Raw genomic sequence first — 15,574 nt, 5'->3', positions numbered from 1 at the left:
GGCCTGAGACGTCGCCGTGGCCCGAGGCCGCGTCACCACCGGCGTCCTCCGACCCCCAGCGCTCCGCGACCCGGGGCCGAGAGGTGCAGGACCCGGAAGCGCTCGCCCTCGTCTGCCGGCGCTTCCGCGTCGGCCCACAAGGTGAAGGCGAGCAGCTCCCAGTGGCGCGGATCCACGGCCAGGGCCGAGGCGACCACACCCTCCCGACGCGCTTCGCGCGCGTGCCGGTCCACCGCCTCCGCCACGGCCTCGCCCGGCGGCACCCCCTCGCCGAGCGTGGTCCTGCGGCGCGTCGCGGCGGCCGGAGCCGACGCGGACGCCGGCCCCTCCTCGTACGACAGGCCCGTCCAGTGCTGCACCACCGGCCGGCCGAAGTCGTCCACGATGCCCTGGAACCCCGGCCCCCAGAGGAAGCTGTTCATGCCCTCGGGGGTGGCCCAGAGGTAGAACGGCGCGTACTGGTTGACCGGCGAACCGGCCTCCCGCTCCCGGACCAGATAGGCCTTCAGCCCGAGCCCGGGGAAAGCGTCGAGGAGATGGCCCCGCGTCGCGACCCGCTCGTGGATGATCCCCATGTCGTAGTCGGCGGGCAGGGTGATCTCGTACTGCATCGCGTGCATGGAACGACCTTTCGGACTTTTCGGGGGCAGGGGGATCAGCCGGCGGTGAGCAGCGACAGCAGACCGCGTACGGCGCTGTCGAACGGCGCCCGTGAGCCCGTGGCGCGGGCCAGGACGTAACCTCCCTGCACGGTCGCCAGGACGGCCGCCGCGATCTCCTCGGGATCGAGAGAACCCCTCAACTCACCGCTGTCCAGGCCCTCCTGGACCACCCCGGCGAGCCTGCCGCGCAGCCGGCCGAGCACCTCCTCGACGGGGGCGCGCAGTTCCGGGTCCGCGATCACCTCCGGGTCCATGGTCAGCCGCCCCACCGGGCAGCCGCGCAGGACCTCGCGCTCGCGCAGCAGGTACGCCTCGATCCGGGCGTACGCCGAGCCCTCGCCGCCCAGCACTGCCTCGGCTGCCGCACCCATCTCCTCGGCCGTACGCCGGATCGCCGCGAGCGCCAGTTCCTGCTTCCCGGCGAAGTGGTGGTACATGCTGCCCTGACCCGCGCCCGCCGCCTGCTGGACGGCCTTGGGGCTGGTGCCCACGTAGCCGCGCTCCCACAGCAGCTCGCGGGTGGCCTCGACGAGCCGCTCGGGCGTGGTCTTCGGGGTGCTCATGACCGCACTGTACATACCAGTAGGTACAGAACGGTAGGCCCCGTCGACCGCCCGCCGTACTCCCCCCGGCGTACGCGCGAAGCCGCTGCCCGTACGACGACCCGGACCCCCTCCCGGGGCGAGTCTCGAACCACGGACACACCACCACCGCGCACCGAGGAGCTGAACCCTGATGAACACACTCGCCCACGCGGGCCCCGGCCCCTGGATCCTGCTCTTCCCCCTGGTCTGGGCCGTCGTCGTCGCCGGGCTCTTCACCCTCGCCCGCCGCGCCGGATGGCGCCCGGGACGAGGCGGACGCCCGTACCGGGACGGCCGCCCCGACGAGCACTCGCCGATCGCCCTGCTCGGCCACCGGTTCGCCGCCGGGGAGATCGACGAGGACGAGTACTGGCGCCGGCTCACCGTCCTGGAGGAACAGTTCGGCCGCGCCGCGACCGGCAAGGAGCGCCGGGCATGACCACCGTCGGCCACGCCCCCGTCACCCACGCCCCCGTCACCCACGCCCCCGCCACCCACTCCCCAGCCGGGCAGGCCGACGCCGCCCGGGTGCTGGAAGCCGTCAAGGTCTACGGACGCGGCGGCACCGAAGTCAGGGCCCTCGACGGGGTGAGCGTCGGCTTCCCGGCCGGCCGCTTTACCGCCGTCATGGGCCCCTCGGGCTCGGGCAAGTCCACGCTCCTGCACCGCGCCGCCGGGGCCGCGCGCTGACCGTCACCGACCCGGCCGCGCTCGCCCGCACGCTCGACCTGGGAGAGCTACGGGGCTCCCTCGGCGGACTCGGTACGGACGGGCTCGCCGTCGCCGCCGAGGAGGCCGCCGCCTCCGGTCCGGCTCCCGGACGGACGGCCGAACTGACCTTCACGGACGGCACCCGGGGGACCTTCACCGTCCGGGCGGTCTACGAGCGCGCGGACCTCGCCGGCGACTACCTCGTCACCCGGGAGGCCTGGGCCCCGCACCGCACCCAGGACGCCGACCGTCTGGTCGCCGTCGCCTTCGCCGACGGCGTGTCCGCGGGGGACGGGAAGGCGGCCGTGACCGCGGTCGCGGACCGGTTCGGCGGGCCGGAGGTGCAGACCCGCGACGAGTACGCGGAGGCCTCGGCGGGCGGCATCGACATGATGCTCACCCTCGTCTACGCGCTCCTCGCGCTCGCGGTCCTGATCGCGCTGCTCGGCATCGCGAACACCCTGACCCTCGCCGTCCACGAACGGACCCGCGAACTGGGCCTGTTGAGGGCCGTCGGACAGACTCGCGCCCAACTGCGGGCCATGGTCCGCTGGGAGTCCGTCCTGGTCGCCGCCTTCGGCACGCTCGGCGGGCTCGCCCTCGGCGGCTTCCTCGGCTGGGTGCTCGTGCGCGCCTCGGAGGGATCGGGCGACAGCGCGCTCGCCTTCGCCGTACCGGCGCTGCCGTTGGCCGCCGTGACGCTGGTCGGCCTGGTGGCGGGCGTCGCGGCGGCCTGGCGTCCGGCGCGCCGCGCGGCCCGTCTGGAGATCCTCCGGGCCGTCGCCCAGGAGTGAACCCCGACGGGATTCAGCCCGCGTGGCCGGCGAGGACCGGGAACGGCTCGTACTCCGTGTACGCGCGCTCGGTCGGGGGGAGGTGCACGATGCGTACGCGCTCCTCGACCGGTGGGGCGGACGGTGGCGCCGAGAGGGTGAACCACACGACCTTGCCGTCGTCGCCGCACGGCCGGACGCCCCAACTGTCGCTGACCGCGCCGACGATGGCGAGGCCACGGCCGGAGGTCGCGAGCACTTCGACGTCGTCGGACCCGTCTTCGTGACCGTCGTCGACCTCGTCCAGGGGGGTGGCCCGCGGTATTCGCGGATCGTGGTCCCTGACCGACACGGTCAGCCGGTCGAGCAGCAGCTCGATCTCGACCGTGCACCGCTTGTCCGGCTGTGCGTGCCGGTGGACATTGGTCAGCAGCTCGGTGACCCCGAGCACGGCATGGTCGATCAAGGCGTCGAGATGCCACTGGCGCAGTTGCGCGGAGACAATCTTGCGGACCTGACCGATCCGCGACGGCAGGGCATGGAGCTCCACCGCGTAATACCTGCTCGGCTCGCTGATCACGGCTGCGACTCCCCGAAGTAGTCCGGAAGAAGACGAAGATTCGGATCTCACATGCGGTACTGCGGCACTGCGGTACAGAGGTATACCGGTACACCGTGGCGGTGGTCGTAGCGTGACGTCACCACCAGTGAACCCTCGGTGAGGTGGTACCAGCCTGGACCAGCGGTGACCGCCCCGCAACTCGCGGCGAGCCGTGGCAGGTCAGCGCCCGGCGGCCCGCTTCAGCGCCGCGAGGAAGCGCCCCGACTCCGCGGCCTCGCCCCCTTGGCGGCCGGCGCCGTCACCGTGGTGCAGGGTCAGCCGGTACCGGGTCCCGTTCACCGTCGCGACCGTCTCGTCGGCCTTGGCGAACCACGGCCGCCCGGCCCGTACGGCGGTCACCGGCGCGCTGTCGATCTCGCTGCCGTAGCTCGTGAGGAGCGCGAGCCGGCCGTCCTCGATCCGCACCTCTCCCGCACGCGTCAGGGAGCGGGGCCAGCGTGCGATCCGTACACCCCTCGCGCTGAACTCGGGTTCCGCCATGCCGTCCGCCCCTTTCACCCGGTTGCCGCTACCAGTGTGCCGGGTGGCCCGCAACCGCACCAGTAGCCTCCCCACAAGGGATGCCTATGGAACGTCAAAGGGAACGTTTGCCCAGGTGGGAGGGGTATTGTCGGCAGCGCGAAGCAGTGGCAGTGAACGAGGAGTGGGACGGATGAGCACCACCGAGAAGAGCGTGACCGCCGCGCCGGCGACCGTGGACGTCGACCGCAGCGATGCGGCCTACCGGGCCTGGCTGAAGGAAGCCGTCCGCAAGGTCCACGCCGACGCCAACCGCTCCGCCGACACCCATCTGCTGCGCTTCCCGCTCCCCGAGAAGTGGGGCATCGACCTCTACCTCAAGGACGAGTCGACCCACCCCACCGGCAGCCTCAAGCACCGGCTCGCCCGCTCCCTCTTCCTCTACGGGCTCTGCAACGGCTGGATCCGGCCGGGCAAGCCCGTCATCGAGGCCTCCAGCGGGTCGACCGCCGTCTCCGAGGCGTACTTCGCGAAGCTCATCGGCGTCCCCTTCATCGCCGTCATGCCCCGCACGACCAGCCCCGAGAAGTGCCGGCTCATCGAGTTCCACGGCGGCGAGTGTCACTTCGTCGACGACTCGCGGACGATGTACGAGGAGTCCGCGGCCCTCGCCGCGCGCACCGGCGGCCACTACATGGACCAGTTCACCTACGCGGAGCGGGCCACGGACTGGCGCGGCAACAACAACATCGCCGAATCGATCTACCAGCAGCTGAAGTTGGAGCGCTATCCGGAGCCCGCCTGGATCGTGGCGACCGCGGGCACCGGCGGCACCTCGGCGACCATCGCCCGCTACGTCCACTACATGCAGCACGACACCCGGATCTGCGTCGCCGACCCGGAGAACTCCTGCTTCTTCGACGGGTGGACCCACAACGACCCCGACGCCACCGCCGACTGCGGCTCGCGCATCGAGGGCATCGGCCGCCCCCGCATGGAGCCGAGCTTCGTGCCCGGTGCGATCGACCGCATGATGAAGGTCCCCGACGCCGCGAGCGTCGCCGCCGTCCGCGCCCTGGAGACGGCCATCGGGCGCAAGGCGGGCGGCTCCACCGGCACCGGCCTGTGGAGCGCCTTCAAGATCGTTGCCGAGATGGTCCGGCAGGAGCGCACCGGCAGCGTCGTCACCCTGATCTGCGATCCTGGCGACCGCTACCTCGACAAGTACTACTCCGACGACTGGCTGGCCGCCCAGGGCCTGGACATCGCCCCGTACAGCGCCGCTATCGAGCGGTTCCTGGCGACGGGGGTCTGGCCGGAGTGAGCCGCCGGTCCAGGCGGCGCGCCGCGTCCCGGAAGGACAGCCCGAGGCCGGGGCGGGCGAGCCGGAGCGCGACCCGGACCGGCGTCGGACCGTCGACGGCCATCGTCCACCGCAGGCGGGTGCCCCGGCCGGCGGGGAAGAGGGTCCACTCCTCCGCCAGGGCCGTGACGCCGGGGGCGTTCGTGAGGTCCACCCGGTAGCCGTACCGGGTGTCCGGCTCGGTGGCGAGGATCGTCTCCTCGAAGACGATCCCGCCCCGCAGTCGTATGGTCCGCCCCGCCCCGTCGGCCGTGGGGACGGCGGAGGCGACGGCGGTGAACCACGAGGGCATGCTGCCCACTTCGACGGCCAGCGACCGGTAGACCGCCGGCGGTGGTGCGGCCAGGGTCGCCGTGTGGACGAGACGGACGGGCGCGGTTGCGGTGAAGTCGAGCTCCACCGGCCTCAGTCGGCGTGCCATGGACCGTACCTCCCCAGGGCGGATGTGGAAGTGAACCCTAGCTGACGGCATGTCAATGGCACAGGGTGGCATCGTCCTCCGCGCATGATGGCCTGCGCAGGCATCTCGCCCGGACCGGAAGGGGAACCACCTTGTCCGCCACAGCACCGAGCCCGTCCCGCCGCACCGCACTCGCACTCGGTGCCGGTGCCGGTGCAGGCGCCGCGCTCGCCTCCGTCCACTTGTTCGGGGGAACCGCCCGCGCCTCGACGGCCCGAGGCGGCGGCCGTGACCGTCTCACCACCCGGTTGCGGGAACTGGAAGGTGAGCACTCCGCCCGGCTGGGCGTGTTCGCGCACGACGTCCGCACCGGCCGGACGGTGGCGTACCGCGCCGACGAACGCTTCCCGATGTGCTCGGTGTTCAAGACCCTCGCCGCCGCAGCCGTCCTGCGCGACCTCGACCACGACGGCACGTTCCTGGCGAAGCGCGTCCGCTACACGCAGGAGCTGGTCAGGCGGTCGGGCTACTCGCCGAGGACCGGGCTGCCGGAGAACGTCGCCGACGGGATGACCGTCGCCGAGCTCTGCGACGCGACCATGCGCTACAGCGACAACGCCGCCGCGAACCTGCTGCTGTGTGAACTGGGCGGGCCGACGGCGGTCACCCGGTTCGCCCGGTCGATCGGGGACGGCGTCACCCGACTGGACCGCTGGGAGCCCGAGTTGAACTCCGCCGAGCCCTGGCGCGCCACCGACGTCACCAGCCCGCGCGCCATCGGCCGGACCTACGGCCGTCTCGTCCTCGGCGACGCGCTGGCGCCCCGGGATCGCGAGCGGCTGACCGCCTGGATGCTCGCCAACACGACCAGCGGCGAACGGTTCCGCAAGGGACTGCCCGCCGACTGGATCCTCGCCGACAAGACCGGCGGCGGGCGGTACGGCGGCAACAACGACGTGGGCATCGCCTGGCCGCCGACCGGCGGCCCGGTCCTGCTGGCCGTCACGACGGCCAAGCCGGAGGAGGACGCGGCGGCCGACGACCGGCTCGTGTCCAGGGCGGCGGCCCTGCTGGCGGCGGAACTCCGCCCTTAGGGGTTGTCTCCCTGGGGGGCGATGTCCCTAGCCGCCGAGCAGCCCGTCCAGCGCCCGGCCGAACAGGAACCGCCCCGCGCGCGCCAGGACCGGGTCGAAGACGCGCGGGAGGCCGCGTACGGAGAGCTCCTCCGTCCACTCCACCCGGCAGCCGCCGCCCGGGGCCGCCGTCACCGCGACCGCCGCCCAACCCCGCACGACCCGGCCGGACTTGTCCAGCCGGCACACGCCCGTCCGACCGGCCTCCGGCGGCTCCCAGCGCACGACCTCCATCGGGTCGTCGAAGGCGAGCAGGCCGAGCCCGGTCCGCGCGGTGAAACGCGTCCCGGCCCCGTTCGGGCCCGGCGTCAGGACCGTCGTCCGGGTCAGCGGCACCTGGCGGCCGTGCGCCGGCCAGTCCGTGAGCCGCCGCCACACCTCGTCCGGCGGCAGCGGTACGGTCCGCTCGACCCGGAAGAGCGTCACGCCGGTTCCTCACCCGCCACCACGAGCCCGGGCAGGTGCTCGGTGACCTCGCCCCGTACGCCCTCGCCCATACCGCGGTCCGTCACCCAGGTGTCCACCTCGCCCAGGTCGGCGAAGGAACTCAGGCCCACCGTCCCCCACTTGGTGTGGTCCGCGACCACCACCACCCGGCGTGCCGACCGCATCAGGCACCGGTTGGTCTCCGCCTCCGCGAGGTTCGGCGTCGACAGGCCGGCCTCGACCGAGATGCCGTGCACCCCGAGGAAGAGCAGGTCGAAGTGGAGCGAGCGGATCGCCCGGTCCGCCACCGCCCCGACCAGCGCGTCGGACGGCGTGCGCACCCCGCCCGTCAGGACGACGGTCGGCGCCCCGCGCCTCGCCTCGCCCCCGCCACCCGCCGGCTGCGCCTCGTGGAACACGTCCGCGACCCGCACCGAGTTCGTCACCACCGTCAGATCCGGCACGTCGAGGAGCCGGCGGGCCAGCGCGTACGTCGTCGTACCACCGGACAGGGCGATCGCCGTGCCCGGGGCGACCAGTGCCGCCGCGGCCCGCGCGATCTCGTCCTTGGCGCTCGGTTCGAGCACCGACTTGGCCTCGAAGCCAGGCTCGTGGGTGCTCGCCTCGACCACCGGCACGGCCCCGCCGTGCACCTTCGCCAGCATGCCCTGCCGGGCGAGTGCGTCGAGGTCGCGGCGGATCGTCATGTCCGAGACGTTGAGCCGACGGGTCAGTTCGTTGACCCGTACACCGCCGCGCCGCCGGACCTCGTCGAGGATCAGGGCGCGCCGCTGCTCCGCGAGGAGGTTCTGGTTGTCAGTCACCGCCGGGGCCGGTCCTTCCGCAGGGGACGAGGGGATCAGTGTCGGATTCGGTGAGAGTCCGTGCGCGGGCGCGCGGCCGTCAGCGATCCTGTTTCCGACGTCGCATCCTCCCACTCAGAGAGGAACTCCCCTAAGTGTCCCCTGCCACACCCGCCCCGGAGACCGGGGGCGCGGCGCTCGAACTCCTCGTCCACGGAGTCGGCGGAGCCACCCCGCAGTCCATGCTCGACGACCCCAGGACCGTGCGCGTCACCGGCGACGCCACCGCCGCCGTGTACCGGCGGACCGAGGACACGGACGCCGAGGACCACCCCGAGCGGTACGCCGCGGGGCCGGTACCGGAGGCGTACTGCTGGTCCAACCTCACCTCCGGCGACGGCACCCGCGCCTTATGGCTGCTGCTCCTGCCGTTCATGGTCGCCAACCTTGCCCACTGGATGAGGCCGCCCGCCCAGGGCCGGCCGGGACTCGTCAGGCTGTACGGGGTCCTCGTCCGGCTCGTGGCCCTCACCCTCACCGTGCTCCTCACCGCCGCGGCCTGCGAGGTCGCGCTCGATCTGACGGCCTGGCAGTGCGCGGGCACCGCGGCCTGCTCGGGGGAGTACTCCTGGCTCGGCTTCCTCGCCGCCGACCGCGGCGGCTGGTGGTCCGTGCCGGGGCGCCGGCTCGCCCTCGCGGCGCTGGTGCCGACGGCGCTGGTCGTGCTGCTCTGGTACCTCTCCAACCGGACCTGGAGCGCCTACGAGGCCCAGCGTCCGCCCACCGGCTACGACGCCCCCGCGCCCGAGACCGCCCCGGTCGCGTCCGCCCCGGCCGGGAGCGCCCCGATCCGGACCGCCCACACCCGGCCCGCGCCCACCCCGGGAGGACTCGTCCCCACCCCGGAAGGGCCCGTCCCTACCCCGGAAGGACTCATCCCCACCCAGGGAGGGCCCGATTCCACCCTCGACGGGGCCGGGCCCGTCCCGGCCGGGCCAGGGCCCACCGCCACCGCACCCGAGCCCACCCCCGTCGAGCTCCGCCCAGCGCTCGGGCGCCCCGGGTTCTGGTACGGGCGGCGCCTGGTCGCCCGGCTCCGGGGCGCGCACACCGCCGCCGGGTTCCTCACCGTCGCCGCGGCCCTCACCACCGCCACCGCCCGCCACGACACGGGAGCGCGCGCGGCCCTGGGCCTCGCCCTCCAGGCCGCTCTCGTCGCCCTGGGTGTCGTCGTCCTCTGGGTCGTCTGCCGCCGGGGCCGCAGCGAGCGCCGCGTCGACCTGCGCGTCGAGCGCGCCCTCGTGTCCGGCCTACCCGCCACCGCCCTCGGCGTGCTGGCACTCACCGCCCTGCACGCCGGCTGGTCCCGCCCCGGCTGGATCTCCTCCGGCACCCTCCCCGGGGACGCCGCCTTCGGCGCCCTCACCCTCGCCCAGGGCATTCTCGTCGTCGCCCTCGGGGTGGTCGCCCTGCTCCTCCAGCGGCCCCGGAAGGACCCGCGCACCGCGCTGCGCGGGCTCGGCGGCCCCGCCGTCGCCATGCTCGCCTGCGCCCTCGCCGGGGTCATGTCCGGCGGCGTCGCCCAGCGCGTCGCCGACTGGCTCGACGGCACGAGCGGGGCGGGCGTGGGGCCCCGGATCGGCCCGCCCGTCCTCCTCAGCTGGCAGGCGTCCGTGATCCCCGTCCTGCTCCTACTGCTGCTCGCGCCCGCCGCCCTCCTCGCCGTACGGACCGTGCTCGACGCCCGGCGGCTGCGGCCCGCCGTCGAGGCCGACTACGGTGCCGAGGGCGAACCGGACCCGGTCCGCACCGGCCAGATCGCGACCGGCCGGGCCCGCGCGGGGCTCACCGACTCCGCGCCCGTCCTCGTCGGCGTCGTCTCCGGAGCGACCCTGCTCCTCGGGGCCGCGTCCGTCGCCGGAGCCTGGGCCAGCGGAAACGTCCCCGGCCGGGCCTTCGACGGCGCCCACCCGGCGATCGCCTCCGCCGCGTCCGCCGCCCAGGCCCTCGGTTCCTGGATGATCGGCTTCGGCTTCCTGCTGTTCGTCACCTGGGGCCGCCGCGCCTACAAGGACGCCTCGGCCCGTCGCACCATCGGCATCCTCTGGGACGTCGGCACCTTCTGGCCGCGTGCCGCTCACCCCTTCGCCCCGCCCTGCTACGCCGAACGGGCCGTCCCCGACCTCACCTGGCGCATGAGCTCCTGGACCCGCCGCACCGGCGGCCGGCTCGTCATCTCCGGCCACTCCCAGGGCAGCGTCCTCGCCGCGGCCGCCGTCTGGCAGCTCCCGCCCGCCACCCGCGGCCGGGTCGCGCTCCTCACCTACGGCTCACCCCTGGAGCGGCTCTACGGACGCTGGTTCCCCGCCTACTTCGGCCCGGAGGCGCTCCGCGGCCTCCACCGCACGATCCACTGCTGGAGCAACCTCCACCGCGCCACCGACCCGATCGGCGGCCCCGTCTGCGTCCCCGCCGAGGCGGACCGGCCGGCCGTCGACGCGGACGTGCTCCTCGACCCCGTCGCGTACGGCCGCACGCGCGAACACCCGCTGCCGGAACCGATCCTGGGTCACTCCGACTACCAGGCCGACCCCGAGTTCGCCCGGCGGCGCTCCGCTCTCCTCGACCGGCTGCCGCGCTCCGTGCAGCACCGGAGCGACCCGAACGACCCGGAACTTCAGGGGAGTTCGGGGAGGTCCTCCGGATAGAGCAGGGTCAGGTCGTCCGTGCTCGGCTCGGCGAGCGCGGCGACCCGGCCCGCGTGGCGCTCCACCATCGACTCGAAGGTCTGCCTCGCCGTCCGGCCGTTGCCGAAGGCCGGCCCCTTCGGCAGCTTCGTGAAGTACGTGAGGAGCGCCTCGTCCGTGCCCGGCACGAGCCGGTACTCGTGCTCGTCGGCCTGCTGGCCCACGATCCGCAGGAGCTCCTCCGGCTCGTAGTCGCCGAAGCTGATGGTCCGTGAGAAGCGGGACGCCACACCGGGATTGACCGTGAGGAAGCGCTCCATCTCCGCCGTGTACCCGGCGACGATGACGACCACCGCGTCCCGGTGATCCTCCATCAGCTTCACCAGCGTGTCGATCGCCTCCCGGCCGAAGTCCCGGCCGGAGTCCTCCGGCGACAGCGCGTAGGCCTCGTCGACGAACAGCACCCCGCCGCGCGCCCGGTCGAAGGCCTCCTGGGTGCGGATCGCGGTCGAGCCGATGTGCTCGCCCACCAGGTCCACCCGGGAGACCTCCACCAGGTGGCCCCGCTCCAGGACACCGAGGGAGGCGAGGATCTCACCGTAGAGCCGGGCCACGGTCGTCTTGCCGGTGCCGGGGTTGCCGGTGAAGACCAGATGGCGGCGGACCGAGGCCGCCTTCAGGCCCGCCTCCTGACGCCGTCGGCCCACCTCGATCATGTTCGTGAGCGTCCGCACCTCGTGCTTGACGCTCTCCAGCCCCACCAGGGCGTCCAGTTCACCGAGGACGTCCTGCGAGGAGCGGGCCTCCGGGACGGGCGCCGGGGCCGTCGGCGAGGCGGCGACGGGCTGCGTACGGGGAGGGGGGACCGCCCCGAGGAGCCCCGCCGACTGCGTGGCCGTCAGGACCGTGCCGCCGTCGGGCACGGAGGAGCGGACCGCGCTCTCGTCGCTGGTGCAGTCCTCGGCGACCGCGCCCTCCTCGGGGAACTCGTACCCGCCGCGCGCGCAACGCTCGGTACGGCACTTGCGCAGGCTCGTCCGGCAGCCGTCCGTGACGTGGAAGCCGTATCCGCCGCTGCCCGTGACCCGGCAGCCGTGGAAGGAGCCGCGGCCCTCGGCCGACACGTAGAACCCGGCCTCGGCGGGCGAGGTGACCGTGCACCGGTCGATCGTGGGGTCGGCGCCCTTGGTGACGATGACCCCGGTCTGCACGGCGTCGATCGTGCACCCCGCGAGGGTGCCGCCGCTGCCGTGGTCCCGGAACCAGGCACCGGTGGACGCCTCCCGGATCCGGCAGTCGTCGAGCTGCGCGGTCGCCCCGTCGCTCACCGACACCGCCGTGTTCCGCACCTGCGACAGATCGCTGTCGACGACGTCCACGCGCGAGCCGCGGTCGAGGACGAACAGCGCGTCCGGCACGTCGTGCACCCGGCAGGCGTCGAGGACGACGGTCGCGCCGTCGCTCACCCACACCGCCGGGTAGTCGCCCGTGCTGTCGTGGATCTCGCACTGGTTGGCGTCCACGCGCGTGCCAGGGTCCCACACCGACAGGCCGTTGCGGCCGAAGCGGCGGACGGTCGACCGCGTCAGCGTCAGCACCGAGCGCGAGCGCAGGTCGACCGCGTTCTCCGGGACGTCGTGGATGTCGCAGTCCGAGAGCGTGAGGACGGCGTCCGTGTCGAGGGTGATGCCGTCCGCCGACGTCCGGTGCACCGAGGAGTCGGTGAGGTGCGCGGTGGCGCGGGCCGCGATCTGCAGACCGGCGCCCTTGATCTCGTACACCTCGCAGCCGAGGCCTTCGAGGCCGCTGCCCTCACCGGTGACCGCGATCCCGGCCCCGGAGGCGTGGTGCACCCGGCAGCGCTCCAGGCGCGGATGCGCCCCGCCGCGGACCGAGACACCGGCCTGCCCCGCGGAGACCACCTCGCACTCCTCGAACACCCCGCCCGCGCCGTCGACCACGGCGATGCCGACCCCGGCCGGATTGTCGATCGTGCACCGTCGGACCGTGGGGCGGGCCGCGCCCCGCACCTCGATCCCGGCGGCCGAGCGCGTCATGATCCGCAGGTCGAGCAGCTCGGGCGTGCCGTCCTCGACGAGCAGCGCGGGCGCGGCGACGTCCTGCCCCTCGATGTGCAGGTCCTGGACGGTGACGGAGGCGCGGACGGTCAGCGCCACCCCGTCCGGCGGCGCGATCCGGACCGAGCCGACCGACCCCTCGGGCCCGCGCAGGGTGACGGCCCGTCGCACGACCAGGTTCTCCCGGTACGTGCCGGGCGCGACGGTCAGGACGTCCCCGTCGCTCGCGGCCTCCAGGGCGGCGGCGAGAGAGGCGTACTCACCCGTGCGGCGCCGCCACCGCGATGTGCCGGTGTGCGTCACCTGGACCGTGCCCTGTGCCATGGGTGTGCCCTGCCCCCGCCTGATGCCTTGCCGCTGAACCGATGCCCCACCGTAGCGCGCGCGGCGGCTCGGGGATGACGGGTCATGAGGGCTTCCCCGATACGAGACCGGGGGCGGGGCACGGGTCAGCTGCCGGTGTCCGCGCGGCCCCAGTCGGGCCCGGTCGACGCCCACGCGCGGTCGAGGCGCTCGTACCGCCGCAGGACGAGCCGGCGGACGACGAGCCGCCTGACGGTCTCCACCAGCAGACCGGCCAGGAGCGCGGCCATCAGGCCGGCGATGAGCGCGTGCGCGCGGGCCGTGCCGGGCGGCATCGGCGGCGAGACCGGGCGTCCTGCGCGGTCGGTCCACAGGGGGAATGCGTCGCCCGGCGAGGAGTGCCGCCGCGCCGTGGGCACCGTTCCCGTCCGGGGCGTGCCGTCCGGGGCGGTCCAGCGCGCCACGACGGACCGGCGCAGCCGCTGCTCCCCGGCGGTCTCGGTCGTCCGGGGGCCGCTCGCCGGCCCGTCGGCGAGGCGCACGACCCGGGCGGTCGTCGGCAGCCGCTGCTCCTGCTGCGCGCGGACCGCACGCTGGAGCGAGCCGCTCGCGGACGAGCCCGCGGCCCAGCCGACCAGGGGCACGAGGAGGCAGAGGAGCGCGGCCGCCGTGAGGGCCACCCAGGCCTCGACCAGGTCCGTGGTCCGGCGGAGTGGGTTGCGCCGCCAGCGCCAGACTCCGGTGGCCGCACGCACGTCGGGACCCCCTCGTTGTTGGCCACTGCTCCGACGAGTGTGCCCCGGGCAGGAGGTCCCCGCCTGTCGGGCGCCTCGGTCCGCCCCTCGTCAGTCGAGGATCTTCACGGGGTCTCCGACCCGGACCGTGCCACGGTGCTCGGGGACGAGGTTCTGGCCGAAGATCGCGCGGCCGTCGCGCTTGCGGTGCAGGGCTAGGGAGCGCAGCGGCTCCTTGCCGCGCTCGGCGGTGGACTGGTTCGTCGTGGTGACGACACAGCGCCCGCAGGGCCTGGCGACACGGAAGGTGACCTCGCCGACCGCGAGCCGGGTCCAGCCGTCCTCCGCCCACGGCTCGGTCCCCTCGATCACGAGGTTCGGCCGGAAGCGGTTCATCGGCAGGGGACCCTCGTGGGCGTGGTCGCCGGCCTCGATCAGGGTGTTGAGGGCGTCGAGCGAGGCCGTGGCGGCGGCGAGGAGGGGGTAGCCGTCCGCGAAGCTCACGGTCTCGCCGGGCAGCGCGTAGGCGGGGTCGACCGGCCGCCGGTGCTCGGGCGCGTCCATGTGGAAGAGCCGGGCTTCCGTCTCCAGGAAGGCGGAGAGCCAGGCGGCCGCCCCGTCGCCGGCCGGGACCGCCTCCACGAACTTGTCGAAGATCTCCACCGTGGCGGTGACCGTGGGCGGCGGCACCGCGACCTCCAGCGTCGGAAGCCCGGGCGCGGACAGCGCCACACCGCCGTCCGCCAGGAGCTCCGCCGTGGCCAACGCCATCCGGGGGTGACGGCGTTGGGTCACGACCTTGCCCTTGGCGTCGACGACGGTCCAGCGGCGGTCGCCGGCGAGCCCCCAGGGCTCCACCGCGGCCTCCGTGGGTGCCAGGGCGCGCATGGCCTTCACCGGATGGACGTGGACGGAGCGGAGTACAGGAGTGGACATACCGTCATCCTGCCAGCCGCCCCGGCCTTCGTCGGCCGGTATTTCCGCGCCTCTCAGTAACCCCCGCCCTGGTAGGGGCGGTTGTACGGGTCGTTGTACATCGGCGCCGCGGGGGCCGGTGCCGGTACGGGCCGCGGTGCCGCGGGGCGCATCGCCTCGTACCCCGCGGCCGCCGGGCGGGGCTGCTGCGGGTATCCGCCGCCCTGGTAGCCGCGCGGGGCCACCGGCTGCTGCGGGATGTAGGGGGTGGGGGCGTGCTGGAGGGGTGCGGGGGCCATCTGCGGGGAGGGCTGCGGATAGCCGTACCCACCGCCGCCGTAGGCGGGGGAGGGCTGCGGGCTGGGCGCCGCCGGAAGGGCGGGCAGGGCCGCGGGGAGCGCCGGCAGATAGGAGCCGCTCACGGGGAAGCTGCTGCCGGTGTCGTAGGCGGCGGGCACTCGGATCGGGGCGATCTGAGGCGTGCCCCGCTCCGCGACCAGGGAGTCGTAGATCGGGGTGTCCGGGAAGGACGGCGCGGTGTAGTAACCGCCTCCATAGGTGGAGCGGGGGGAGGTCATGGCACATAAGTTAAGCCCACGATGTGCTGGTTGGGGAGCCCCCATCTTGGGGTTATCCGTTTTACGCTGTTTTTGTCGGCCTGACCTGCCAAAACGTTGTTAAAGGCTGCGTTAACGCGGGGGGCATTTCCGCTGCAGGCCGCATGCTGAAGTGTCAGAGGCGGAGGGTTCGGCCGGGTGGCCGTCGCCGTGCTGGCCAGGGCGGATGGCGTGCGACCCGAAGGGACCGGAACTCAGGATTATGGACGTATTACCGACCGTAACGGGGGTCTGATCGTTCCTTGATCAGTGGTGCGCTCGGTGACGGACCGACTACCGGTGTGCGGCCCTGTTCCGCGGCGCG

Annotated in this window: 15 protein-coding genes and 2 pseudogenes; 6 read left to right on the top strand and 11 right to left on the bottom strand. The window is 73.9% G+C overall.

Annotation, left to right across the window (positions count from 1 at the left end):
• Positions 1 to 32: 32 nt before the first annotated feature.
• A complete protein-coding gene (locus tag IE124_RS19190) occupies positions 33 to 620 on the bottom strand; it encodes a DUF4865 family protein (RefSeq protein WP_189509037.1) in 588 nt (195 codons plus the stop codon).
• Positions 621 to 655: 35 nt separating this feature from the next.
• On the bottom strand, positions 656 to 1,240 hold the full coding sequence (locus IE124_RS19185; RefSeq protein ID WP_189509036.1) for a TetR/AcrR family transcriptional regulator: 585 nt from the start codon (positions 1,238 to 1,240) through the stop codon (positions 656 to 658).
• Between the two features lie 157 nt (positions 1,241 to 1,397).
• Here IE124_RS19185 and IE124_RS19180 point away from each other — a divergent pair, with 157 nt between their 5' ends.
• The 3 genes and pseudogenes from IE124_RS19180 to IE124_RS19170 form a co-directional block, all read left to right on the top strand.
• On the top strand, positions 1,398 to 1,685 hold the full coding sequence (locus IE124_RS19180) for an SHOCT domain-containing protein (RefSeq protein ID WP_189509035.1): 288 nt from the start codon (positions 1,398 to 1,400) through the stop codon (positions 1,683 to 1,685).
• A pseudogene (locus IE124_RS34960) lies at positions 1,682 to 1,924 on the top strand (ATP-binding cassette domain-containing protein); the annotation flags it as partial. The gene IE124_RS19180 and the pseudogene IE124_RS34960, both read left to right, overlap by 4 nt.
• Positions 1,921 to 2,751: pseudogene (locus IE124_RS19170) on the top strand (FtsX-like permease family protein); the annotation flags it as partial. The pseudogenes IE124_RS34960 and IE124_RS19170, both read left to right, overlap by 4 nt.
• A gap of 13 nt (positions 2,752 to 2,764) precedes the next feature.
• On the opposite strand, the gene IE124_RS19165 reads toward IE124_RS19170, so the two are convergent.
• On the bottom strand, positions 2,765 to 3,310 hold the full coding sequence (locus IE124_RS19165) for an ATP-binding protein (RefSeq protein ID WP_189509034.1): 546 nt from the start codon (positions 3,308 to 3,310) through the stop codon (positions 2,765 to 2,767).
• 201 nt (positions 3,311 to 3,511) lie between these two features.
• Positions 3,512 to 3,832: a hypothetical protein gene (locus IE124_RS19160; RefSeq protein WP_189509033.1), complete on the bottom strand. Its 321-nt coding sequence runs from the start codon at positions 3,830 to 3,832 to the stop codon at positions 3,512 to 3,514.
• A 172-nt stretch (positions 3,833 to 4,004) separates the two neighbouring features.
• Between IE124_RS19160 and cds1 the strand changes: the two genes are divergently transcribed.
• Complete coding sequence (gene cds1 / locus IE124_RS19155) at positions 4,005 to 5,135, top strand: L-cysteine desulfhydrase Cds1 (RefSeq protein ID WP_189509032.1); 1,131 nt, start codon at positions 4,005 to 4,007, stop codon at positions 5,133 to 5,135.
• Here cds1 and IE124_RS19150 read toward each other — a convergent pair.
• The gene (locus IE124_RS19150; protein WP_189509031.1) at positions 5,095 to 5,595 is read right to left on the bottom strand and encodes an SRPBCC family protein; all 501 of its coding nucleotides are present in this window, start codon (positions 5,593 to 5,595) and stop codon (positions 5,095 to 5,097) included. The two genes, cds1 and IE124_RS19150, sit on opposite strands and share 41 nt — an antisense overlap.
• A gap of 131 nt (positions 5,596 to 5,726) precedes the next feature.
• Here IE124_RS19150 and bla point away from each other — a divergent pair, with 131 nt between their 5' ends.
• Positions 5,727 to 6,668, top strand: a complete 942-nt coding sequence (gene bla, locus IE124_RS19145; protein ID WP_189509030.1) for a class A beta-lactamase — start codon at positions 5,727 to 5,729, stop codon at positions 6,666 to 6,668.
• A 27-nt stretch (positions 6,669 to 6,695) separates the two neighbouring features.
• On the opposite strand, the gene IE124_RS19140 is transcribed toward bla, so the two are convergent.
• Complete coding sequence (locus IE124_RS19140; protein ID WP_189509029.1) at positions 6,696 to 7,133, bottom strand: SRPBCC family protein; 438 nt, start codon at positions 7,131 to 7,133, stop codon at positions 6,696 to 6,698.
• Positions 7,130 to 7,957: a DeoR/GlpR family DNA-binding transcription regulator gene (locus IE124_RS19135; protein WP_189509028.1), complete on the bottom strand. Its 828-nt coding sequence runs from the start codon at positions 7,955 to 7,957 to the stop codon at positions 7,130 to 7,132. Before IE124_RS19135 ends, IE124_RS19140 begins: the two co-directional genes overlap by 4 nt.
• A gap of 134 nt (positions 7,958 to 8,091) precedes the next feature.
• Here IE124_RS19135 and IE124_RS19130 point away from each other — a divergent pair, with 134 nt between their 5' ends.
• Positions 8,092 to 10,644 (top strand): hypothetical protein, encoded by a 2,553-nt coding sequence (locus tag IE124_RS19130; RefSeq protein ID WP_189509027.1) that lies wholly within the window; start codon positions 8,092 to 8,094, stop codon positions 10,642 to 10,644.
• Here IE124_RS19130 and IE124_RS19125 read toward each other — a convergent pair.
• The 4 genes from IE124_RS19125 to IE124_RS19110 form a co-directional block, all read right to left on the bottom strand.
• Positions 10,614 to 13,025 (bottom strand): right-handed parallel beta-helix repeat-containing protein, encoded by a 2,412-nt coding sequence (locus IE124_RS19125; protein ID WP_189509026.1) that lies wholly within the window; start codon positions 13,023 to 13,025, stop codon positions 10,614 to 10,616. The genes IE124_RS19130 and IE124_RS19125 overlap by 31 nt on opposite strands.
• Before the next feature lie 125 nt (positions 13,026 to 13,150).
• Positions 13,151 to 13,759, bottom strand: a complete 609-nt coding sequence (locus IE124_RS19120) for an Rv1733c family protein (RefSeq protein ID WP_189509025.1) — start codon at positions 13,757 to 13,759, stop codon at positions 13,151 to 13,153.
• Positions 13,760 to 13,849: 90 nt separating this feature from the next.
• Complete coding sequence (locus tag IE124_RS19115) at positions 13,850 to 14,674, bottom strand: MOSC domain-containing protein (RefSeq protein ID WP_189509024.1); 825 nt, start codon at positions 14,672 to 14,674, stop codon at positions 13,850 to 13,852.
• A gap of 53 nt (positions 14,675 to 14,727) precedes the next feature.
• Positions 14,728 to 15,231, bottom strand: coding sequence for a DUF6643 family protein (locus IE124_RS19110; protein ID WP_189509023.1), 504 nt, complete (start codon positions 15,229 to 15,231; stop codon positions 14,728 to 14,730).
• Positions 15,232 to 15,574: the final 343 nt, after the last annotated feature.

It is taken from the genome of Streptomyces narbonensis, from assembly GCF_014649015.1.
Taxonomy (GTDB): domain Bacteria; phylum Actinomycetota; class Actinomycetes; order Streptomycetales; family Streptomycetaceae; genus Streptomyces; species Streptomyces narbonensis.
The sequence above is the reverse complement of the archived record's forward strand: the minus strand, read 5'-3'. Positions and strand labels throughout refer to the sequence as shown.